This is a genomic window from Musicola paradisiaca NCPPB 2511, assembly GCF_000400505.1.
Taxonomy (GTDB): Bacteria; Pseudomonadota; Gammaproteobacteria; order Enterobacterales; family Enterobacteriaceae; genus Musicola; species Musicola paradisiaca.
Genome location: NZ_CM001857.1, coordinates 4,611,049 through 4,631,767, shown reverse-complemented (window position 1 = coordinate 4,631,767; position 20,719 = coordinate 4,611,049). Strand labels below are relative to the sequence as shown.

21 protein-coding genes are annotated in these 20,719 nt (G+C 54.8%); 15 read left to right on the top strand and 6 right to left on the bottom strand.

Annotated features, from left to right (window positions below; genetic code table 11):
• The first annotated feature begins 457 nt into the window (after positions 1 to 457).
• From rpmH to hppD, 15 genes are all read left to right on the top strand, one after another.
• Positions 458 to 598: a 50S ribosomal protein L34 gene (gene rpmH, locus DPA2511_RS20765; protein ID WP_004093983.1), complete on the top strand. Its 141-nt coding sequence runs from the start codon at positions 458 to 460 to the stop codon at positions 596 to 598.
• Positions 599 to 616: 18 nt separating this feature from the next.
• Positions 617 to 976 (top strand): ribonuclease P protein component, encoded by a 360-nt coding sequence (gene rnpA / locus DPA2511_RS20760; protein ID WP_015855679.1) that lies wholly within the window; start codon positions 617 to 619, stop codon positions 974 to 976.
• Positions 940 to 1,197 (top strand): membrane protein insertion efficiency factor YidD, encoded by a 258-nt coding sequence (gene yidD / locus DPA2511_RS23145; protein WP_015855678.1) that lies wholly within the window; start codon positions 940 to 942, stop codon positions 1,195 to 1,197. The genes rnpA and yidD overlap by 37 nt, the downstream gene beginning before the upstream one ends.
• A 2-nt stretch (positions 1,198 to 1,199) precedes the next feature.
• Positions 1,200 to 2,831, top strand: coding sequence for a membrane protein insertase YidC (gene yidC, locus DPA2511_RS20755; RefSeq protein WP_015855677.1), 1,632 nt, complete (start codon positions 1,200 to 1,202; stop codon positions 2,829 to 2,831).
• A gap of 82 nt (positions 2,832 to 2,913) precedes the next feature.
• Positions 2,914 to 4,275 (top strand): tRNA uridine-5-carboxymethylaminomethyl(34) synthesis GTPase MnmE, encoded by a 1,362-nt coding sequence (mnmE, locus tag DPA2511_RS20750; RefSeq protein WP_015855676.1) that lies wholly within the window; start codon positions 2,914 to 2,916, stop codon positions 4,273 to 4,275.
• Between the two features lie 541 nt (positions 4,276 to 4,816).
• Positions 4,817 to 5,068, top strand: coding sequence for a helix-turn-helix domain-containing protein (locus DPA2511_RS20745; protein WP_015855675.1), 252 nt, complete (start codon positions 4,817 to 4,819; stop codon positions 5,066 to 5,068).
• Positions 5,068 to 5,736 (top strand): HipA N-terminal domain-containing protein, encoded by a 669-nt coding sequence (locus DPA2511_RS20740; RefSeq protein WP_015855674.1) that lies wholly within the window; start codon positions 5,068 to 5,070, stop codon positions 5,734 to 5,736. The genes DPA2511_RS20745 and DPA2511_RS20740 overlap by 1 nt, the downstream gene beginning before the upstream one ends.
• A gap of 869 nt (positions 5,737 to 6,605) precedes the next feature.
• Entirely contained in the window at positions 6,606 to 7,073 is a 468-nt protein-coding gene (locus tag DPA2511_RS20730; RefSeq protein ID WP_015855673.1) for a hypothetical protein, read from the top strand.
• 121 nt (positions 7,074 to 7,194) lie between these two features.
• Positions 7,195 to 8,013 carry a hypothetical protein gene (locus DPA2511_RS22275; protein WP_015855672.1) on the top strand — a complete coding sequence of 273 codons (819 nt, stop codon included), beginning with the start codon at positions 7,195 to 7,197 and terminating at the stop codon, positions 8,011 to 8,013.
• Between the two features lie 91 nt (positions 8,014 to 8,104).
• Positions 8,105 to 8,791, top strand: coding sequence for an ABC transporter ATP-binding protein (locus DPA2511_RS20720; RefSeq protein ID WP_015855671.1), 687 nt, complete (start codon positions 8,105 to 8,107; stop codon positions 8,789 to 8,791).
• A complete protein-coding gene (locus DPA2511_RS20715; protein ID WP_015855670.1) occupies positions 8,784 to 9,998 on the top strand; it encodes an ABC transporter permease in 1,215 nt (404 codons plus the stop codon). The genes DPA2511_RS20720 and DPA2511_RS20715 overlap by 8 nt, the downstream gene beginning before the upstream one ends.
• Positions 9,991 to 11,451, top strand: a complete 1,461-nt coding sequence (locus DPA2511_RS20710) for a TolC family protein (RefSeq protein ID WP_015855669.1) — start codon at positions 9,991 to 9,993, stop codon at positions 11,449 to 11,451. Before DPA2511_RS20715 ends, DPA2511_RS20710 begins: the two co-directional genes overlap by 8 nt.
• On the top strand, positions 11,444 to 12,700 hold the full coding sequence (locus DPA2511_RS20705) for an HlyD family secretion protein (RefSeq protein ID WP_015855668.1): 1,257 nt from the start codon (positions 11,444 to 11,446) through the stop codon (positions 12,698 to 12,700). The genes DPA2511_RS20710 and DPA2511_RS20705 overlap by 8 nt, the downstream gene beginning before the upstream one ends.
• A gap of 294 nt (positions 12,701 to 12,994) precedes the next feature.
• A complete protein-coding gene (locus tag DPA2511_RS20700) occupies positions 12,995 to 14,050 on the top strand; it encodes an FkbM family methyltransferase (protein ID WP_015855667.1) in 1,056 nt (351 codons plus the stop codon).
• A gap of 269 nt (positions 14,051 to 14,319) precedes the next feature.
• Entirely contained in the window at positions 14,320 to 15,408 is a 1,089-nt protein-coding gene (gene hppD / locus DPA2511_RS20695) for a 4-hydroxyphenylpyruvate dioxygenase (protein WP_015855666.1), read from the top strand.
• A 110-nt stretch (positions 15,409 to 15,518) separates the two neighbouring features.
• Here the strand turns inward: hppD and DPA2511_RS20690 are convergent, their stop codons facing one another.
• From DPA2511_RS20690 to arnA, 6 genes are all read right to left on the bottom strand, one after another.
• Positions 15,519 to 15,998, bottom strand: coding sequence for a GNAT family N-acetyltransferase (locus DPA2511_RS20690; protein ID WP_015855665.1), 480 nt, complete (start codon positions 15,996 to 15,998; stop codon positions 15,519 to 15,521).
• Positions 15,999 to 16,095: 97 nt separating this feature from the next.
• Complete coding sequence (gene arnF, locus DPA2511_RS20685; RefSeq protein ID WP_015855664.1) at positions 16,096 to 16,494, bottom strand: 4-amino-4-deoxy-L-arabinose-phosphoundecaprenol flippase subunit ArnF; 399 nt, start codon at positions 16,492 to 16,494, stop codon at positions 16,096 to 16,098.
• Positions 16,491 to 16,832: a 4-amino-4-deoxy-L-arabinose-phosphoundecaprenol flippase subunit ArnE gene (gene arnE / locus DPA2511_RS20680; RefSeq protein ID WP_015855663.1), complete on the bottom strand. Its 342-nt coding sequence runs from the start codon at positions 16,830 to 16,832 to the stop codon at positions 16,491 to 16,493. Before arnE ends, arnF begins: the two co-directional genes overlap by 4 nt.
• The gene (arnT, locus tag DPA2511_RS20675; RefSeq protein ID WP_015855662.1) at positions 16,829 to 18,481 is read right to left on the bottom strand and encodes a lipid IV(A) 4-amino-4-deoxy-L-arabinosyltransferase; all 1,653 of its coding nucleotides are present in this window, start codon (positions 18,479 to 18,481) and stop codon (positions 16,829 to 16,831) included. The genes arnE and arnT overlap by 4 nt, the downstream gene beginning before the upstream one ends.
• Positions 18,481 to 19,380: a 4-deoxy-4-formamido-L-arabinose-phosphoundecaprenol deformylase gene (gene arnD, locus DPA2511_RS20670; protein ID WP_015855661.1), complete on the bottom strand. Its 900-nt coding sequence runs from the start codon at positions 19,378 to 19,380 to the stop codon at positions 18,481 to 18,483. The genes arnT and arnD overlap by 1 nt, the downstream gene beginning before the upstream one ends.
• On the bottom strand, positions 19,377 to 20,719 hold a 1,343-nt coding region (gene arnA / locus DPA2511_RS22270; protein ID WP_035049933.1), incomplete at its 5' end, for a bifunctional UDP-4-amino-4-deoxy-L-arabinose formyltransferase/UDP-glucuronic acid oxidase ArnA. The genes arnA and arnD, both read right to left, overlap by 4 nt.

The following is a 20,719-nucleotide window of genomic DNA, read 5'->3' as shown; positions in this document are numbered from 1 at the left end:
AAACCACGCGAGAGATCTTCCCCTCAGTCGCAGTTTTGATCCTTTTTATCCACAGGCTCTTCTTATTGCAACGCCGACGCCCGCGCGAGTTACCCACACCCTACTCGCATAATGCGACAAGTGTATAAGAATAGGCGTAATCTTGCGGATCAGCGGTGAGCCGGATCATGATCCGTGCGTTAGGATCCCTGCTGGATCCTTGCGCTTTGCCTCAGAGTCCGTATAATCGCCGGCCTGCGCGTAGCGCCTGTTTTCTGTGCTGAGTAAGACAGAAAATCCGCAAGTATCGGAAAGCAGCAGGCGGGTAATCTCGTGGATGATAATTGACTCAGGACTGTACAATTATTACAATCCCGCCTCTTTAATATTATGCGATAGAGGCGTCGGTCATCTTCACGCCGAGTAGCCAAACGCGTTTACTGTGAAGTCTTAAAATCAAGCTTAGGTAGAAATCGCCATGAAACGCACTTTCCAACCGTCCGTATTGAAGCGTAACCGTAGCCACGGTTTCCGTGCTCGTATGGCCACCAAAAATGGTCGTCAGGTTCTGGCCCGCCGTCGTGCGAAAGGCCGTACTCGTCTGACCGTTTCCAAATAATAAAAGCTAACCCAACGAGTGGTTACGCTCGCTTTTCCCAGGGAGTTACGTTTGTTAACTCCCAGCCATTTCTCTTTCGTTTTCCAGCAGCCTCAACGGGCCGGCGCGCCGCAAATCACCATTCTCGGCCGACTGAATACGCTGGGACACCCCCGTATTGGCCTAACCATCGCAAAAAAACACGTCAGACGCGCTCACGAACGTAATCGTATCAAACGCCTGACGCGGGAAAGTTTTCGTTTGCACCAGCACGAACTGCCCGCTATGGACTTCGTGGTGATCGCCAAAAAAGGTTTGTCCGAGCTGGATAACCGTACACTGACGGAAATGTTGGAAAAATTATGGCGCCGTCACCGTCGCTTGGCTCACGCTTGCTGATTGGGCTGATACGCATGTATCAGCTCCTGATCAGTCCGCTACTTGGACAGCACTGCCGCTTTCAGCCGTCGTGCTCCCAATACGGTATTGAGGCAATACGTCGGTTCGGCATGATAAAAGGCTGTTGGTTGACGCTTAAACGCGTATTAAAATGCCACCCTTTGAACCCTGGTGGTGATGATCCCGTACCGCCAAAACCCGACAATAACAGAGAACACTAACGATGGATTCGCAACGCAATCTTCTTATCATCGCTCTGCTATTCGTAACGTTCATGATCTGGCAGCAGTGGGAGACGGACAAAACCCCTCCCGCAGCAACCCCGATCACGCAACAGGCGAATAACACGGTGGGCGATGCTGCTAGCCAGGGCGTACCAGCCAGTGGTCAGGGTAAACTAATCACCGTCAAAACAGACGTACTGTCACTGACCATCAATACGCGCGGCGGTGATATCGAAGAGGCCGACTTGCTGGCCTATCCGGCAGATCTGGGCTCCAAACAGCCGTTTAAACTGCTGGAAACGACTCAGGCGTTCACCTATCAGGCTCAGAGCGGCCTGACCGGTAAAAACGGCCCGGACAATCCGGCCAATGGTTCACGCCCGCTGTTCAGCGCCACACAGGATCATTTTGAACTGGCAGACGGCCAGAACGACATCCGGATTCCATTGACTTATACCGACGCCAACGGCATCAGCTACACCAAGACCTTTGCGCTCAAGCGCGGCGAGTATGCGTTGAACGTGGAATATGGCGTTAACAACACCAGCGCTCAGCCGCTGGAACTGACGCTGTTCGGCCAGTTGAAACAATCCATCGATCTGCCGTCGCATCGCGATACCGGCAGCAACAACTTCGCGCTGCATACCTACCGCGGCGCGGCGCTCTCTTCCAGCGACGATAAATATCGCAAGTACAGCTTCAGCGATATGAAAGAGAATTTGAATGTTGCCACTCAAGGTGGATGGGTAGCCATGCTGCAGCAATACTTCGCCAGCGCATGGATCCCGGCTGCCGGCGGCGCCAATACCTTCTATACCAGCAATTTGGGTAATGGCTTGGCGGCTATCGGCTTTAAAGCGACGCCGGTTATCGTGCAGCCAGGCAGCCAGCAAACGCTCGGCGCTACACTGTGGGTAGGCCCGGAAATTCAGGATAAAATGGCCGCCGTCGCTCCGCATCTGGATCTGACCGTAGATTACGGCTGGCTGTGGTTCATCTCTCAGCCGCTGTTTAAGCTGCTGAAATTCCTGCACAGTTTTATCGGCAACTGGGGTTTCTCCATCATTGCCATCACCTTCATCGTGCGCGGCATCATGTACCCGCTGACCAAGGCGCAGTACACCTCCATGGCGAAAATGCGCATGCTGCAACCTAAATTGCAGGCAATGCGTGAACGTATTGGCGACGATAAGCAGCGTATGAGCCAGGAAATGATGGCGCTGTACAAAGCTGAGAAAGTGAACCCGCTGGGCGGCTGTTTCCCGCTGGTCATTCAGATGCCGATCTTCCTGGCGTTGTACTACATGCTGATGGGTTCCGTCGAACTGCGCCATGCGCCGTTCGCGCTGTGGATTCATGACCTGTCCGCACAGGATCCGTACTACGTGCTGCCGATTCTGATGGGTTTGACCATGTTCTTCATCCAGAAGATGTCGCCGACCACCGTCACCGACCCGATGCAGCAGAAAATCATGACCTATATGCCGGTCATGTTCACGGTGTTCTTCCTGTGGTTCCCGTCAGGTCTGGTGCTGTACTATATCGTCAGCAACCTAGTCACCATCGTTCAGCAGCAGCTGATCTACCGCGGGCTGGAAAAACGCGGTCTGCATAGCCGCGAAAAAAAATAACCGGTTGACTGACCCATCCATCCCGAAATAAGGCGGTCATTGACCGCCTTATTTTTTAGCTTCGAATCGAAAGAGAAACGCCATGAGTCATTCCGACACCATCGTCGCCCAAGCCACTCCGCCGGGACGCGGCGGTGTAGGCATTCTGCGAATTTCCGGCGCCGCCGCCGCCGCCGTCGCTCAGGCGGTGCTGGGCAAACTCCCCAGGCCGCGCCATGCGGATTATCTGCCGTTCCGTGACACCGACGGCAGCGTGCTCGATCAGGGCATCGCGCTGTGGTTCCCTGCGCCGAACTCGTTCACCGGCGAGGATGTACTAGAACTGCAAGGGCATGGCGGGCCGGTCATCCTTGATTTGCTGCTGAAACGCATACTGGCCCAACCGGACGTGCGCATCGCCCGCCCGGGCGAGTTTTCGGAACGCGCTTTCCTGAACGACAAGCTCGACCTGGCGCAAGCGGAGGCGATTGCTGACCTGATCGACGCCAGCTCCGAACAGGCGGCTCGTTCCGCCGTCAACTCGCTACAGGGCGCTTTTTCCACCCACGTCCACCAATTGGTGGAAGCGCTGACCCATCTGCGAATCTATGTCGAAGCCGCGATCGATTTCCCGGACGAAGAGATCGATTTCCTGTCGGACGGCAAAATCGAAGCGCAGCTCAACGACGTCATCGCCAATCTGGACGCGGTACGTGCACAGGCACGCCAGGGCAGCCTGCTGAGAGAAGGGATGAAGGTGGTAATTGCCGGTCGCCCCAATGCGGGCAAATCCAGCCTGCTGAATGCGCTGGCCGGTCGCGACGCGGCTATCGTCACCGATATCGCCGGCACGACACGCGATGTATTACGCGAACACATCCATATCGACGGCATGCCGCTGCATATCATCGATACCGCCGGGCTGCGCGAAGCCAGCGACGAAGTTGAACGCATCGGCATCGAACGTGCCTGGCAGGAAATCGAACAGGCTGACCGGGTGCTGTTTATGGTGGACGGCACCACTACCGATGCGGTGGAGCCGTCGGCGATATGGCCGGAATTCATGGCCCGCCTACCCGCGACACTGCCGATCACCGTGATACGCAACAAGGCCGACACGACCGGCGAACCGCTGGGTATGGAGCAGAACACCCACACGCTGATCCGATTGTCCGCCCGCACCGGCGCAGGCGTTGATCTGCTGCGCGACCATCTCAAACAGAGCATGGGATTCACCAGCAATACGGAAGGCGGCTTTCTGGCGCGCCGCCGTCATCTGCAGGCGCTGGAACAGGCCGCAGAACACCTGCAACAAGGTCATGAACAACTGGTTGGTGCCTACGCCGGGGAACTACTAGCCGAAGAACTGCGGCTGGCGCAGCAAGCGTTAAGTGAAATCACCGGTGAATTCACCTCCGACGACCTGCTGGGGCGGATTTTCTCCAGTTTTTGTATTGGGAAGTAAAATAGTAAAACGCATCAAACCAAATCAAAGCAACATTATGATTTTAAAATAATTTGTTTTACTTGGTGGGAAGTAATTTGACGGGTTTTGTCGATTCTTGTTCCGTATGTACTCCGAAGATAAATTCTGGAGCACATGCGGAGCACAAGATGAGAAAAACCGATGAAAATCAATATACAAAAACGAGAACCAGATAAGAATGGCCTGCGCCCCATCAGGCTTGTGTACTATTACGGCTCAAAGACCTCGGAAGACGGTTCAAGAGCTCAGAAACGCTCTTACGAACCGCTTGACCCTTAGCCCACTCAAACAGCACCAACAGGTAGCTTTTCGATCGCTCGCGCAATCCTCAACGGGCGAGCTCACCCTAAAGCGACTTTTGGGTTGGGTATCAGTTGAACCGCTACTCTACTATGGCAGGTAACAGCGAAATTACACGCCATAGCGTGTATAAAAACCTTCACACTCTATAGCGTGTGAAATTTGATTTACCTGCTTAAGCGTGTAAATTAAAGTCATCCAGTTAACAGGGTGACGCGATATGAAGATCACCAATGCCAAACAGCTCAGCGCTTACCTGAAAGATGTTCGTCTATCTGAAGATCTGTCCCAGGGAAAAGTAGCCAGCAAGGTGGGGATCCGCCAGGACACGGTATCCAGCTTTGAGCTCCAGCCGGGCACCACCAAGCTGGAAACCTTCTTCAAGATCCTGTCAGCACTGGATCTGGAACTAGAAGTGAAACCCAAAGGCAGCGACACCCAAAGCCCTGATGGCTGGAAAGAGGAGTGGTAATGGCTGACCTGGATGTCTACATGAATGGCTACAAGGTGGGCGTTTTCAGCCGTGCCAGCACCGGCGCCCATGCATTCCAATACACTGAGACCTGGCTTGATCAGACCGGCAGCCGCCCTATATCGTTCTCCATGCCTTTACGGCGACAGCCTTATCGGGGTGATGAGGCCTACAACTTCTTCGATAACCTGTTGCCGGATAACCCGGAGATCAGAGGCCGGATCCTGGCCCGCTATCACGCAGACTCAACCCAGCCCTTCGACCTTTTGGCACGAGTCGGTGCAGATACGGTTGGCGCGCTACAACTGCTACCCAAAGGTGCCGCGCCGGGTGACATTCGCACCATCGACTACTCTGTCTACCCGGTGTTTGGCGGCCGAGGCCTCAACCGAAGGGACGCCAAACTCGCTATGGGCCTGGCAAGCAGCAAGGGTAAGAAGTACGCCATTGAGCAGATATTCCCACGCCACTTCGTCCAAACGGCCAAAGCAGTGGGATTCGAACACTCCGCCATGGAAGGGATCCTGACAGAACTGGCCGGCGCCGTTGATACCGTTATTGAGCGCGTGACACTGCAGTTACCGGCGGGTTTCCCTGCTGCCATCAGCAGCGCTATTTTAGAGGGCCTAAAAGCCCGCTCAGCCAGGCTGACAACGGGCAGGGAATAAATTGGTGGTATGTGGGGTGGTTGCACGGTTAGCCGAACCACCGATGGGAAGCTTGCACTGATCGAAGCGTAAAAGCAGCTTGCCTGGCACTAAGCAGACTATCGTCGGCTCAAAACTCACCCAAAAAGCGGCTTTGATTGCGTGCGATGGCCTCGCATTGATTCATATGGGAAGGCTGCACGATAACAGAAGCCCCGTGATCGACCTCTCAAGATGCTGTTTTAGTTACCTTTACCCCGGGCGGCCCCCGGAAAGTCACTAACGTATTGAAGCCGATAGATTCTTTACATTCTGCGTCGGGAAATGACCGTTTTACTCACATCGGCAAAACCCGCATAGCATCTGCTCTGCGGGTTTTTTATTGTCTCGTCGCCAAGACTGGTCAACTATTTTTAAGTGTTCAATTAACACGATTACGTAAAACCTTTATCGAATCACAGCAACCCTGCCTATTCGGGCTCAACGCCGCTTTCTGACACACGACAAACATTTTTTCCTAAAGTTATTTCATAAGCCGCCGTTAAGTAACGAAACAATTATTCACATTCATTACCGATAGCTTTACATACCAACGCCACACAACAGAAATAACCATCAGGTTTTCGTGGTGATTAATGATGCCGACAGCATCATTTTACCCATCATCTTCAGCAAGCAGGAAGGCGCGCCGGCAACGGAAAGACCGGTGGCGTAAGTTGCAGAAGAGTGGGCTCGATACGCCAGGAACGGCAGAAAAGGAGATGGGCCTCCCGTCTCCTTTTTGCAGCACGACATGTTGGCCGTAAACGTCGTGCTGCCACTAAAGCAATGCAGGATGAGCCTGTTACGCAACAAGGCAATGATGCCTGATTATTAAAAAAGGAAATAAAATGAAGATGAAAAAATCGCTCCTCATTCTCTGGGCAACAGGGGCGTTATTCGCTGCAGGAGCAGCCCACGCCGGCCCGCCGGTCACGATTACCTTTAAAAACCTTGGAACCAGTGACGCCAAGTATTCCGCTGTCACCTCGAATGAGGTGAGCACCAATGCGAATGCCAGCCCAAAACCTGAAGTTAGCGTCCCCGCTAAAGAGTCTGATAAATACTACGTACAGAACCCGATTTCAGATGATGCCAATGCAGCAACCGTTCGCTATACCATTGGTAAGAAAACCTGCGTATTTGCAACGACCTTCGTAAATACCGTTATCCCCGGCGGGCTCATTACCGGCACCGTCACTAAAGTGCCTAAATGGAATAAAAGCGCAACCGCCAGCGGCGGCGCCACCTGTACCGCGACCATTACTTCGACAAACCTGAGCACATACACTTGGGCAGTCGAATTCACGATGAAATAACCATCCGGCCGTATCCCTTCCATATCGAAAGGGGATACGGCAAAAAACCGAAAATGATGCACCTTACTTATTACAAATAAGGTGACAACAATAATTAATTCAATGAATTAATGGAGTTTTTATGGTCAGCATCAATACCACTGCATCCGGTACCTCGGTCAACGGCACCACCGGAACCCAGGTGCAGAGTAAAACCCAAAGCACCGGCACATCCGCCACGGCGACCGGCTCTTCGTCCACCAAACTGTCCGCCTTCGCACGTCTGTTGAGCGATGCCGCCACCCGCGCCGAAACCCGCGATGCTTCTCTCTCCCGCAGCCAGCTCCGCGCCACTGCCGAATCCGCGCTCGATGAAATCACCGGCACGAACTATGCCAACAATAAGGCGCGCTACGACGCCCAGCTGCCCGATACCGATGATGCCGACCTGCTCGCGCTCGCTCAGCAATCCACCGACTATCTCAACGGCAAGGCCAGCAACCCGTTTAAAGGCATGTCCCGCGAACAGTTGGCGCTGATCACCTACGACGACAGCGGCGCCTTTACCGTTAATGAACGCCGGGCAGCATTATCTGAATCAAACGATCAATACAACGAATGGGCCAGGAAAGTCGTCGACAAAGCGGTTGCCGAATACAATCGCACCGGCAAAATCACCAGCATCTATTCGGATATGCTCGAGTTTTACCAATCCCAGCCCGCTATCGAACAAGCGCAGTACCCCGATGGCTACGCCGTACAGTTGCAGGCCAAAATAACCACCACCACTTCGGATACCCAGACCACCTCCCTGTTCGACACGCTGAATCAGTGGAATAACCAAAACCAGAACAGTACCTCCACCATCCCCATGATGAGCCTGTTCACCCTGTTGGCTGATAGCGAACAAAACGAAGACAACAACCCGCTCTCGCAACCCCCCGGTGCCCTCGGGCTTTAATTTGCCGGATATTGCGGAAAAAGCCTTCGGGGCAAATAAATAGCGTGGCGGCGGAAGGGAACGAACGCCTGGCCGAATAAGGATAAGTTCGATGACGGTATCTATGACCAGCCTGATAACCCTGGAGCACATTAACCAGGTCTATGAAGCGCATCCGATACTTCACGATGTCTCTTTGTCGATTGCCGCCGGGCAGAGTTGCGCTATTGTCGGCGCTTCCGGTTCGGGTAAAAGTACGCTGTTGAATCTCATCGGCCTGCTCGACCGGCCGACATCAGGCCGCCTGCTGCTGAACGGGCGGGACATGACGCACGCTCAGGCGGATGAACGTGCGCGGGTACGCAATCAGACCATTGGTTTTATCTTTCAAAGCTTCCATCTTCTGCCCCGGCTGGACGCCCTGGACAATGTGGCGCTGCCGCTGTTGTATCGGGGGGAATCCCGACACGCCGCCCGTCGTCAGGCTGGACGACAACTGGAACAGGTTGGGCTCGGCAGCCATCTGCGGCAACGTCCGGCGGATATGTCCGGTGGGCAACGGCAACGGGTGGCCATTGCCCGAGCGCTGGTGGGCAACCCCGCCTTGCTGCTGGCCGATGAACCGACCGGCAATCTGGATAGCCGAACCGCCAACGATATCCTCGCATTATTGTTATCTCTGAATCAGGAACAAGGCGTAACACTGGTGGTGGTCACGCACGACCCACAAATCGCCACACCGATGCAGCGTTGCCTCCGCGTCAGTGATGGCCGGGTTCAGGAAGGGACTGATGGCTGATTTCTCTCTCGAACGCTACGGCCCGTCGCTGCATCAGGTAATCCATGAACCGTTGGACAGCCTGCGGCTATTGGGAAAACGCGCATGGCTGGCGTTAATCGGCATCGCCGTGGGATGCGCCGCCGTAGTGGCGTTGCTGAATATCGGGCATAACGCGGCGAATGAAGCACTTCGTGTCTTCAACGGGTTGGGAACGGATCTGCTGGTTGCCAATATGAATGAAAAAATGGAGGGCGGGCAACAACCTGCAACGGCAACGATGAATGTTAGCGGGATGCTGCATACTCTGCCGGAACTCAGCGCAGGGGCGCCATTAATCCTGACATCACTGGAGGCCCGGCGACGGGGAATCCCGTTCAGTGCCACCGTGATCGGCAGCACCGCCGATTTAGCATCCGTACTGAACCTGTCCGTCCGGCAAGGCCGCCCTTTAAACCGCTACGACGCCCACGGCACCTATGCCGTGCTGGGGGCAAAAACCGCTATGGCGCTGGGGAAACCGGGCTCGCCGGTGATACCTGGCGACACCATCCAGCTGGGCGGGTATCTGTTCGATGTCGTCGGCATTCTCTCCGAGCAGGAACCCCCGCCGCTGATCCCGGTATTGTTCAATGAATCCATTCTGTTACCCATTGAAAGCATGCGCCGTCTCATTGAGGCGCCGGAAATCAACATGGTGATTGTCCGCGCCAGACTACGCGACCACCTCGACAGTACGGCTGCCGCCTTACACGACTCTCTGGCCCCCCTGTTTCCCGGTCGGGATATCCATGTCCAGATCCCACGCCTGCTGGTGGAAGGGATGACCCGCCAATCACAGATGTTCTCGCTGCTGTTGGCCGGGCTCGGCGGGATATCCCTGCTGGTTGGCGGCGTCGGCGTGATGAATGTCATGGTGATGAATATTGCTGAACGGCGGCGGGAAATCGGCGTTCGTATGGCATTAGGCGCCCGCCCGGTCGATATCGGGTGTTTATTTCTGCTGGAGGCCATCGTGTTAACAGTCGCAGGGGCGATAAGCGGCGCATTAACGGGCGTTGCCGCTGCCTGGGTCGTCGGGAAACTGTCAGGCTGGGATTTTACGTTATCGGTCGCGTCCATTCCGTTAGGCATTGGCAGTTCATTGATCATCGGCGTTTTTTTCGGTTTGCATCCAGCGATGACGGCGGCGCGGCTCGAGCCGGTACGGGCATTGCGTGATGACTAGATATGCACAGCTACTGTCACTTGTGCTGACCCTGTCGGCGCTGTTCGGTTGCCAGGCGGAAACCTTATCGCCGTCCGCCCCGTCACGTCCGGGGAAAGCGCCGCTCAACATGCAACGTATCGACTTGTCTCTCGGCGATGCCGTTTATCTTGCGCTGCGCGATAACCGCGCTATTCGCAGCGCTTACCTCGACCGTATCGCGCAAAAATTCGATTTACGGGTTGCGGAAGATCGCTTCACCCCCAAGCTGGTGTTGAGCGGCAGCTACCTGGCTGAACGCAACCAGGATGATCGTTACCGCCAGAGCGACATCGCCCCCACCACTACGCTACTCACGCCTTATGGTACGCGCGTCAGCCTGGGCTGGGCCTATAGCCATACGCGGGCCGATCAAAATGGGCGTTCCCGCAATGACGGCGCAACCATCTCGGTGATCCAGCCTCTGCTGCGCGGCGCCGGAAAAAATATCGCTACGGCGCCCGTCCGGCTGGCGCAATTGACCGAACAGCTCAACCGGCTCGGGCTCAAGTCGGCGGTCATGCAGACCATCACCCAAACCATTGAAAGTTACCGCGAACTCCTGCGCTCCCAGGAACAGTTGCAGATTACCCGCGATGCGCTGGCGCGTTCCCGGCAACTGCTGGATGTCAACCAGGCGCTGATTACGGCCGGACGGATGGCGGAATTCGATATCGTCCAAACGCAGGCGGACGTCGCATCGCAAGAGTTATCTTACGAAGAAGCCAGCGACCAACTGGAGCGCAGCCGGCTGGCGTTACTGCAACTACTGGCGCTGGATCTGAATACCCCCATCCGCGCCACGGAAACGATGAGCGCCGCCGCTGTCACCGTCAATGCCGCTCAGGCATTACAGGAAGCCGAAGCCAGGCAGCCCGCCTATCTCACCCAGTTGATCGCTGGCGAACAAGCGCAAATCACTCTGGAACTGGCACGCAATAATCGCCTCTGGGACGTGTCGCTGGTGGGCGGCGCCAGCCAACTGCGCAACCGAACCGATTCGATGGGCAGTTCGCAAACCTGGGAAAAATATGTCGGCGTGCAGGTGGATATTCCGATTGGGGATATGACCCAGCGGCAAGCCGAATTACAGGCGCAAGTGGCGGTAAAAAATCAGTCCCTCCGGCAAGAGGAAGCCAGACAGCAGTTAAAACGCGATGTGAATAATGCCGTGCGGGAAATCGGCACCCGCTGGCGTCAGTATGAAATTGCCCGGCGCGCGCTGGAGTTGTCGCGGCGTAAGCTCGATATTGAGCGACAAAAACTGGCGGTGGGGCGCTCCAGTAACTTTCAGGTACTGAGTTTCGAGGCCGACCTGCGCACCGCGGAAAATACCCGGCTCAACGCCTTGATCAGTTATCTCAATACCCAGGCGACGCTGGATCAAACACTGGGCACCACACTGGATAGCTGGGATATCTCACTCAATGATTAACCCCCTCATTCAGGCACTACGCCGCCGCAACAGGCTGAAGATACTCTTATTTTTATTCGCCATCGCCGGAGCCGGCACGGCGGCGTATCGGATTTGGCGACCCGAGACGCCGCCCGCCGCCACAACCCGATGGTTTCCCATCGCCCCCCAGTTACTGGAAACGCGGCTGGGGCTGGTGGGGCGCATCCGTCCCGCCGACGAAATCACGATCGCCGCACCTTTCGATGGCATGATTAACACGCTCCCGGTCAGCGAGGGGCAGCGTGTAGACGCGGGGCAAGAGCTGGCCGTCATGGATGCGACGCAACTCGACATCCAGCTACGCCAGGCCAAAGCGGAGTTATTGAAGGCCGACCAGGTGATGGAGAATTTACGCAACTGGGATAACGGCCCGGATGTCGCTCGCGCCCGCCGCACGCTGAATACCGCCAAAACCACACTGGCGCATACCGAGTCCGCACTCAACGACACGCGCGAGCTGTTCAGACGCGGCATCGTGGCGCGCATGGAAGTCGATACGCTCATGCAGCAGGTACAGAGCCAACGGCAGGATCTGGTCGCGGCGCAGGAGGAAATGCAGGCGGTCATCGGCAAAGGCCACGGCGAAGACCGGCAGATCGCCGGGATGGAACAGGCGAATGCGCAGTCACGCTACCGGTTATTGCAGGCGCTGTACGAACGGCGGACGATCACAGCCCCGTTCGCCGGTTTTATCCTCAAATCGACGCAGCCGGAAACCGGTAAACCGGCGGCGCTACAGCCGGGCGTACAGGTCAACCAGGGGACGCCGCTGTTTCGGTTGATTCAGGCCAATCGCTTGCAGGTAGCGGCACGGGTGGAAGAAACCGATTTACATCGGCTGCGTGAAAACATGCCCGTGCTGATCACTGGGGATGGCTTCGCAGGAACCGTGCTGAACGGGCACATTGCCTCACTCGGTATTCAGGCCGATACGCGCGACGCCGGCGCTTACTACGATGTTATCGTCGCCGTCGACACGCCGGTCAATCCGCACCAACCACCGCGATTAGGGATGACGGCGCAATTGGCGGTCATGATGTATCGCAATGAACAAGGCATCGCCGTACCGGAAAACGCGCTGCACGCTGATGAAACCGGCGTTTGGGTCAATTACCGCCGCGATCTTCATTCACCGCCGCAACGCATCAACGTAACGATGGGTAACGCCGTTGTTCAGGGTATTGAAGTGTTCGGACTGGAGCAGGGATACGTCGAGACGCTCCCCTGACAATATCCCCCAATACGATATATCAGGCCCAACGTTGGATGATCTCTAAAAGTGAATGGTTCGGTTTGGTGGGACACTTACAAATGGTCCGGTTAGGCGGAATACTTACAGATCAGGTCAGCAGGCCCCCAATTTTTCTGCCTGGAAGTGCGCTAATAAGTTCAGTAATTTTACCTAACAGGCCTGCCTATAATTATATTTCTGAACATAAAACTTGATATTTCCTATAAATAAGGACTATGCTCAATAGCTGGTTTATTTAATTAACAATTATCCTAATAAACAAGGAAATACATGTTAAGAAAAATAAGAGAATTAATATTTAGAGTCATTGGATTGAATAGAATACGCTCCGATGTGGATGAATTGCGTTCAGAAATTCGTCAGAGTAATATAATTATTGATGAAATGCGCACATCAATTAACGAATTGATGCATAAAATAAATCATATATCATCCAACAATAGTGGCATAGAACAGATAAATTTATTTGATGGATTAATTCAAAAAAGGCTTGATGAGAAATTAGGGTTCTATTTCCGCTGGCGTTTACCCGTTCAATTTAGCGAACAAGGGCAAACCTTCATTCATACAAATGACGGACATAGATTATTTGTTGATACAAAAGAACCATTTATGACTTTACATTTGCTTGAACATGGCGAATGGGAAACGCCTGTACGCAGAGAGCTACAGCGATTATTGTCCCCTGGTAGTACATTCATTGATGTTGGTGCCAACATAGGGTTACATACATTGTATGCAACAACATTAATCGGTGAGTCTGGACGAATTATTGCACTGGAACCTCACCCCGTAACAAGAGCGCTTTTTAGAGAAAATCTTGAAATAAACGGCCTGTTAGATCGTGTCACAATATCTCCGCTAGCCATATCAAATGAAGATAACAGCACTGTATTGTTTGAGTATTTCGTTGAGCATCCCGCTATGTCAGGGCTCAGAATTTCAAAAGAAATACTGGAAAAATTCAATGGCACAATAGAGCGAACCGAAGTGAACACGATTACCATTGACACGTTGGTATCTCAACATGGCGTGGCTCCTGATTTAATAAAAATAGATGTGGAAGGTTTTGAGTACTCTGTACTCGAAGGGTGTAGAGAGACAATTAATAATTACCCACAGGTTCGTTTCCTAATGGAATATGAAAAGGTTATGGCTGAATCGGTCATGAGGCCCGGCATTGGTTCTGAAATTGCCCATTTTTTTGAATCCAAAGGTTTCCATGTATATCGCGTCGATGCCAACGAATTACATGCCATGAGTTACATTGAGTTTTCGAATGATTCGCGCGGAGATTACGTTTTCTCCCGTCAACCGTGCCTTTAATCCCACGTAAAAGAACACGCCTTGGCTTCGCACATTGCACGCCAAGGCATTCAACACATTACACCACCTCACCAAACGTGACATTACGCCGCTAATAGCCAGAACACTCCCCGGAAATTATTAATAAACGAACTAATTCGATTTTATTTAGTTTAATTTTCATAAGAAAAAAATTGTTATCCTTTATTGAATAATGACGCTACTATCCACTCTGACGAACACGTCACTGATTTATTTTCACCATCTCCTTTATGGACAAAGGAAATAGCATGACTAAATTATTAGCCAACCCACTCAATTTAAATGGATTTGCGTTTATTGAATTTGTCACCAATGACCCAGAAGCGATGTCGACACTATTCGTTTCTCTCGGGTTTACTTGTGTTGCACACCATCGTCACCGTGCGATTTCACTCTTTCGACAAAATAATATCAACTTCCTTATTAATAATACCGCTACTGGTTTTCCGCGAACCTTTTTGCAGGAACATGGTGCAGGAGCCTGCGGTATAGGATTTTATGTCAAAGATGCACACCAGGCGTATAAACAGGCGCTGTTGTCCGGCGCCAGACCCGCAGAACAGGCCGCATACCCAGGAGAAATTCAGGTGCCGGCTATTGAGGGAATTGGTGGTTCAAAAATCTACTTCATCGAGAAATATCATTCAGATATCGATATCTTTGATATCGAATTTTCATTTATTCACGGAGTGGAAAAAAACCCGAAAGGATTCGGGCTGCACACCATTGACCACCTGACTAATAATGTCTATCAGGGAAGAATGAATTACTGGTCTGAATTCTATAGCCGGATATTTAATTTCCAGCAAATTCGTTATTTTGATATTGCAGGCGAATACACCGGTTTACACTCAAAAGCCATGGCCGCACCAGACGGAAAAATTCGTATTCCTCTGAATGAAGAAGCCGAAGGCAGCAATGGGCAAATTCAGGAATTCCTGCGTCGGTTTAATGGGGAAGGTATCCAGCATATCGCGATGCAAACCGATGATATTTTGACGACGCTCGATCAGCTGTATCAGGCAGGATTACCGCTGATGACTGCACCGTCCGATACGTATTACCAGATGGTGGAAGAACGCCTGCCTGGTCACGGTCGGGATACCGCCGCACTACAAAAACACGGTATTTTGCTTGATGGCAACACCCACAATGGGCAGAAGAAACTGCTGTTGCAGATTTTCTCTGAGACCCTCATCGGCCCTCTGTTTTTTGAATTCATCGAGCGGGATGGCGACGAGGGCTTTGGCGAAGGTAACTTCAAAGCGCTATTCGAATCCATGGAGCGCGACCAACTGGCGCGCGGGGAAATCAATGTGACGACAGAAACAGTCTAACCCCCTGCTTTTATCAGATGCGGCCTTGCATGAGCAGCACAAGGCCGCCACTGTCTGAATATCGATCATATGCCAGTAGCATTAGCGATTAGCGTAATAGATAACTCAGGCTATTCCTGTGCCGCCTGTTTCAGGCTGTCACCTTCCAGACGATAGCGAATCCACTCGTTTTGCGGCGCGGCGCCCAGGCTGTCGTAGAAATCGATAGCAGGCTGGTTCCAGTCCAGCACGCTCCATTCCAGCCTTCCACAACCACGTTCAACCGCCAGACGCGCGATGTATTTTAACAGCGCCTTACCGGCTCCCTGACTGCGATAATGTGGCGATACGTATAGGTCTTCCAGATAAATGCCATTGCGCCCCAGCCAGGTGGAGTAACTGGTAAAGAACACCGCAAACCCGATCGGCTCACCATTCCATTCACAAATCAACGCCTCAGTCGACGCGCCTTCGCCGAACAGCGTTTGCTCGATTTCCTGCTGATGGGTTTTCACTTCGTGCAGCGCCTTTTCATACTCAGCCAGTTCACGAATGAAGTTCAGGATGGTGGCGGAATCTTGCTGCGCCGCCCAACGGATCTGCAAGGTCATAAGAAGCTCCCGGTTAATCAAATCGGGAACGATAACCGGGAAGAGATAAATGGGAAAGAAAAACTGACGCCTTCCCGCATCGCCATACCGGAAGATATCAGGACTCGTCATCCCGATACGACGACTGACGTCCGCACACCAGCCATACGCCCAGCAGGATCAGCGCCATCGCCAGCAATTTCCCGATGCTGAACGTATCGGTGAAAAACGGCAGCGCCACCGCCAACAGCCACACCAGCACATAGCTGAGGCTCAGCAGCGGATACGCCACGCTCAGCGGCAACACGCGCAGCGCGAAAAACCAGCTCAGCATGGAACAGGCATACGCCGCCAGCCCGGCCAGTACCGCGCATGTGGCCGGCAAGGCATGCCACAACGCCAGTGCGAATGCCAGCGGCGCGGACATGGCGGGTAATTGGGTCATGCCCCATTTCATCAACAACTGCGCCGCACTGACCAGCATCACGCTCAGCAATGCCCATCCGTATCCTTTCATGCGCCGTGCCCCATCAATATCACTCCCGCCACAATCAACACGATGCCCGCCGTCTGACGCAGGCTGATGGCTTCGCGCCATATCCAGCGCGCCGCCAGCGTCACCAGAATGAAGTTCAGGCTGAGCATCGGATAGGCCACGCTGACCGCCACCCGCTGCAACACCGCCAGCCACAGCAGCATCGCTACGCCAAGCAACAACAGGCTAAACCCCATCCATAACAGTACATGCGCCCGGTGCGAACGGCCGCCGGTATTACCGCTGGCGGCCTGCTTTTGGCTGAGCTGGCCGGCACAGGTCAGCACGCTGACCATCAAAATCAACACAAAGTCCATCATTGCTGCCGGTACCACAACAACGCCATACGTCCGCGGCGATACACCTGATCCGCCTCCGGGAGGTGCTCAATCGGCTGCTGTGCGGAAGAGAACGTCACCACCACCGACACATTGCCTTCCCGGCGATGCGTCGCCAGCCAACCGGTAAAATCCCCGATGCCGACAAACCGTTCGGCGCTGTCCGGATAGTTCAGGCCATACTCCAGCTCGCCCCGGTTGGAATACATGACGATATCGCTACGTTTTTGTTCCCAGGCAATCGCCGATGCCACACCGACGCTGTCCGCCAGAATGTAACGGCTTTGGGATAATTGCGGTTCCACCTGGCGCAGGAACCACTGCGGATTTTTGGTTTCCATCGTCCGCTGAGGGATCGCAGCGCCGATCGCCAGCGCTACGCCGAGCGGACACAACGCCGCCCAGTGCCAGCGTTGTTCCGTGCGCCGCAGAGAAAGCCAGCCCACCAGCGCCCAGCATAGGAATGCGCCCGCCGCCAGCAGTACCTTGACGCCCTCATCCGGCTGATATAACGGCTTTTTAGCGAACCCCCACGGCGACAGCGCCAGCACAACCACCAGCGCACACAGCAGACCAAACACCAGGTTAAGCCAGCCGTTCACCCTGAGCAGACGCAGCGTCGGCAGTGAAACGGCGTAACGCGCCATCAGGATCGCCAACGGCGCAAAGCACGGCAGGATATACGTCGGCAACTTGCCCTTGGCGATACTGAAAAATATCAGCGGCATCACCACCCAGCCCAGCAGATAAAAGGCGCCGCTGTCCTGTCGGCGATGTTTCCAGCCCTGCCACAATGAAGCGGGCAGCAGCGCCAGCCACGGTAAGGTTCCGGCAATCAGTACCGGCAGGTAATACCAGAACGGCGCTTTGTGTTGCGCATTGGCGGAGTCGGCGAAACGCTGAACATGCTCCACCCAGAAAAAATAGTGCCAATAATCAGGTTGTTGCTGCGCCACTGCCAGCGCCCACGGTAGCGAGACCACCACCGCGCTGACGATCGCCAGCGGGCCGTACAGCAGCACCTCCTTCCAGCGGCGCTCGAATGCGACCCACGGCAGCACGGCAATCACCGGCACCGCCAGCGCCAAAAAGCCTTTGGTCATGAAGCCCATGCCGCATACAACGCCCAGCAACAGATAACCGCCGAGCCGGCCGCTGCGCGTGACCGCCTGCGTCGCGCCCCAGAAACTGCACATTGCCGCCGCCAGCCACAGCGTCACCATCGGGTCGAGCACGGCATAGGTGCCGATACCATAAACCAGCAGACAGCTGAGATAGATAACCGCCGCTAACCACGCGGTTCTGCGCTGTTGCCACAACCGCAGCGTCAGCCAGTACACCAGCCCGGCGGCCAGCAGAATGGAAATCACCGAACCGGCGCGCACGCCGGCATTTTTCGCGCCGAACAACCACTGCCCGATATTGTTGATCCAGTAGCCGGCAATCGGTTTTTCAAAGTAGCGGATACCGAGAAAATGCGGCGCAATCCAGTTGCCGCCCGCCACCATCTCCCGGCTGATTTCCGCATAGCGGGTTTCATCGGGCTGCCACAATAACCGGCTGGAGAGCGGCACGATGTAATACAGCAGCAGCACGGCCAGCCACAATAGCGCCTGTCGGGTCTGTTTCATCACAGCGTCTCCTGATTCTGCTGGCACCCCAGCCAACCATCGCGTCCCGCCAGCGATCCGCGCACAACGCGGCCGACCGGCAATGACGACAGGTCGTCCGGCAACAATTCGCTGAGCGGACAAAACCGGATCCCTTCCTGCTCCGCCAGCGCCAGCAATTCGTTGAATTGTTCGCTCATCACAATGCCTTCCACTTCCGCATGGATGGTGTACACCGGCGTTCCCTTATCCTGATGAATTTTATCCAGAATATAACGGTTGAAATCGGCGGCGCTGGTCTCCCGGCCAACCGCTTCGTCCCAGGTGGGCAACGTGACGGGGATCTGCACCGTCCCGGTGGAGCCGTCATTGAGCAACGGCAGGAACGGCGCGCTGCCACGGCAGTCGCTGTTATAGCGAAAGCCAAATTTCTGTTTCGCTTCCACCGCGGTTTGATCCGCACGCCAGCCCGCCACAGCGGAACAGGTCGCCGGCTGGCCGGTGATCGCCAATAGTGCGTCATAGCCCAACTGAATCTGCCGTTCCATCTTGGCTTGATCCCACACCCCGGCCCAGGTTTGCCAGGCGAAATGATCCCAGGCATGCAGCCCGACTTCATGGCGCTGCATCGTGGCGCGAATCGGTTCCGGCAAGCCCTTGCCGATCAGACGCCCCGGCCAGGCGGTGCCCGCCAGCAGAATGTCCCAGCCATACAAAGAAGCCGCTTTCGAACGCAGCATCTTCCAGAGAAACACCGGTCGGATCAGACGCCAGAGGTGGCGCCCCATGTTGTCGGGCCCGACGCTGAAAAAAAAGCTGGCGTGTACAGCGTACACATCCAGCAGTTCCAGCAGGCGGGGAACGCCGACTCGCGTTCCCCTCCAGGTGTCGACATCAACCCTTAAGCCGACTTTTCTCATTCAGCGGATCCTGGTTGGTCCACGGTTTTGAGGAAGAAATCGAGCGTTTCCGCCACCGTTTTTTCCATCTCGATAGTGGGCTGCCAATGCAACAGGCGTTTGGCATTGCGGATGCTGGGTTTACGGTGCTCCACGTCCTGATAGCCTTTGCCGTAGTAGCTGCTGCTTTCCACGTCGCGGAACCCGGCGAACGGCGGGAACTGGTGACGCAGCGGATGCTTCTCAAAGCTCTCCAACAGCATTTCCGCCAGCTGGCGAATGCTGGCTTCGTTGTCCGGGTTGCCGATATTGATGATCTGCCCATCGCAAACCCCATCGCGGTTTTCGATGATGCGGAACAACGCTTCCACCCCGTCTTTGATGTCGGTAAAGCAGCGTTTCTGACGCCCGCCGTCCACCAGCTTGATCGGTGAGCCTTCCACCAGATTCAGAATCAGCTGGGTAATGGCGCGGGAGCTGCCGATACGGGCGGCGTTCAGGTTGTCGAGACGCGGCCCCATCCAGTTGAACGGACGGAACAGGGTAAAACTCAACCCTTCTTTTTCGCCGTAGGCCCAGATCACGCGATCCAGCAGCTGTTTGGATACCGAATAAATCCAGCGCGGCTTATTGATCGGCCCGACAATCAGGTTGGAGCGATCTTCGTCGAACATCGGGTCGGTGCACATGCCGTACACTTCCGAGGTCGACGGGAAAATGATGCGCTTTTTGTACTTCACGCAGTCGCGGATGATTTTCAGGTTTTCTTCAAAATCCAGCTCGAACACGCGCAGTGGATTGCGGGTGTATTCGATAGGCGTGGCGATCGCCACCAACGGCAGCACCACGTCGCATTTCTTGATGTGGTACTCGATCCACTCGGAGTGAATGCTGATATCCCCTTCCACAAAGTGGAAACGCGGGTTGCCCAGAAAACGGGAGATGGCGTCGGAGCTGATATCCAGCCCGAAAATCTCGTAGTTGTCTTCGCTCAGCAGCCGTTCGGTCAGGTGGTTGCCGATAAAGCCGTTCACCCCCAGAATCAGCACGCGGGTCGGACGTTTCACGCTCACTACCGGCGCGTTGTTCAGGATAGCTCCCGTCACCAGCCCCAGGCTTTGCGCCAGTTGGGAACCCTGCAAATAGATACCGCTATCGCCCTGACCGGTAACGATTTCCAGCGCATCGCTGCCGCAGGCGACCACCAGCGGAGACGTGCTCAACACGGTGCCCGGTTTGGCGGCGGCAAAATCGGTACGCACTTTCGCCTGCCAGACGATGAATTTGGTGGTGCCCACGAAGCTGAAGGCGCCCGGCCAAGGTTCCGTCACCGCACGCACCAGGTTGTACAGGGTACGCG

Excerpts from the sequence above, each read along its gene's own strand:
- rpmH (WP_004093983.1), top strand. The coding sequence starts at position 458 with ATGAAACGCACTTTCCAACCGTCCGTATTGAAGCGTAACCGTAGCCAC.
- yidD (WP_015855678.1), top strand. The coding sequence starts at position 940 with ATGGCGCCGTCACCGTCGCTTGGCTCACGCTTGCTGATTGGGCTGATA.
- yidC (WP_015855677.1), top strand. The coding sequence starts at position 1,200 with ATGGATTCGCAACGCAATCTTCTTATCATCGCTCTGCTATTCGTAACG.
- mnmE (WP_015855676.1), top strand. The coding sequence starts at position 2,914 with ATGAGTCATTCCGACACCATCGTCGCCCAAGCCACTCCGCCGGGACGC.
- DPA2511_RS20745 (WP_015855675.1), top strand. The coding sequence starts at position 4,817 with ATGAAGATCACCAATGCCAAACAGCTCAGCGCTTACCTGAAAGATGTT.
- DPA2511_RS20740 (WP_015855674.1), top strand. The coding sequence starts at position 5,068 with ATGGCTGACCTGGATGTCTACATGAATGGCTACAAGGTGGGCGTTTTC.
- DPA2511_RS20730 (WP_015855673.1), top strand. The coding sequence starts at position 6,606 with ATGAAGATGAAAAAATCGCTCCTCATTCTCTGGGCAACAGGGGCGTTA.
- DPA2511_RS22275 (WP_015855672.1), top strand. The coding sequence starts at position 7,195 with ATGGTCAGCATCAATACCACTGCATCCGGTACCTCGGTCAACGGCACC.
- DPA2511_RS20720 (WP_015855671.1), top strand. The coding sequence starts at position 8,105 with ATGACGGTATCTATGACCAGCCTGATAACCCTGGAGCACATTAACCAG.
- DPA2511_RS20715 (WP_015855670.1), top strand. The coding sequence starts at position 8,784 with ATGGCTGATTTCTCTCTCGAACGCTACGGCCCGTCGCTGCATCAGGTA.
- DPA2511_RS20710 (WP_015855669.1), top strand. The coding sequence starts at position 9,991 with ATGACTAGATATGCACAGCTACTGTCACTTGTGCTGACCCTGTCGGCG.
- DPA2511_RS20705 (WP_015855668.1), top strand. The coding sequence starts at position 11,444 with ATGATTAACCCCCTCATTCAGGCACTACGCCGCCGCAACAGGCTGAAG.
- DPA2511_RS20700 (WP_015855667.1), top strand. The coding sequence starts at position 12,995 with ATGTTAAGAAAAATAAGAGAATTAATATTTAGAGTCATTGGATTGAAT.
- hppD (WP_015855666.1), top strand. The coding sequence starts at position 14,320 with ATGACTAAATTATTAGCCAACCCACTCAATTTAAATGGATTTGCGTTT.
- DPA2511_RS20690 (WP_015855665.1), bottom strand. The coding sequence starts at position 15,998 with ATGACCTTGCAGATCCGTTGGGCGGCGCAGCAAGATTCCGCCACCATC.
- arnF (WP_015855664.1), bottom strand. The coding sequence starts at position 16,494 with ATGAAAGGATACGGATGGGCATTGCTGAGCGTGATGCTGGTCAGTGCG.
- arnE (WP_015855663.1), bottom strand. The coding sequence starts at position 16,832 with ATGATGGACTTTGTGTTGATTTTGATGGTCAGCGTGCTGACCTGTGCC.
- arnT (WP_015855662.1), bottom strand. The coding sequence starts at position 18,481 with ATGAAACAGACCCGACAGGCGCTATTGTGGCTGGCCGTGCTGCTGCTG.
- arnD (WP_015855661.1), bottom strand. The coding sequence starts at position 19,380 with ATGAGAAAAGTCGGCTTAAGGGTTGATGTCGACACCTGGAGGGGAACG.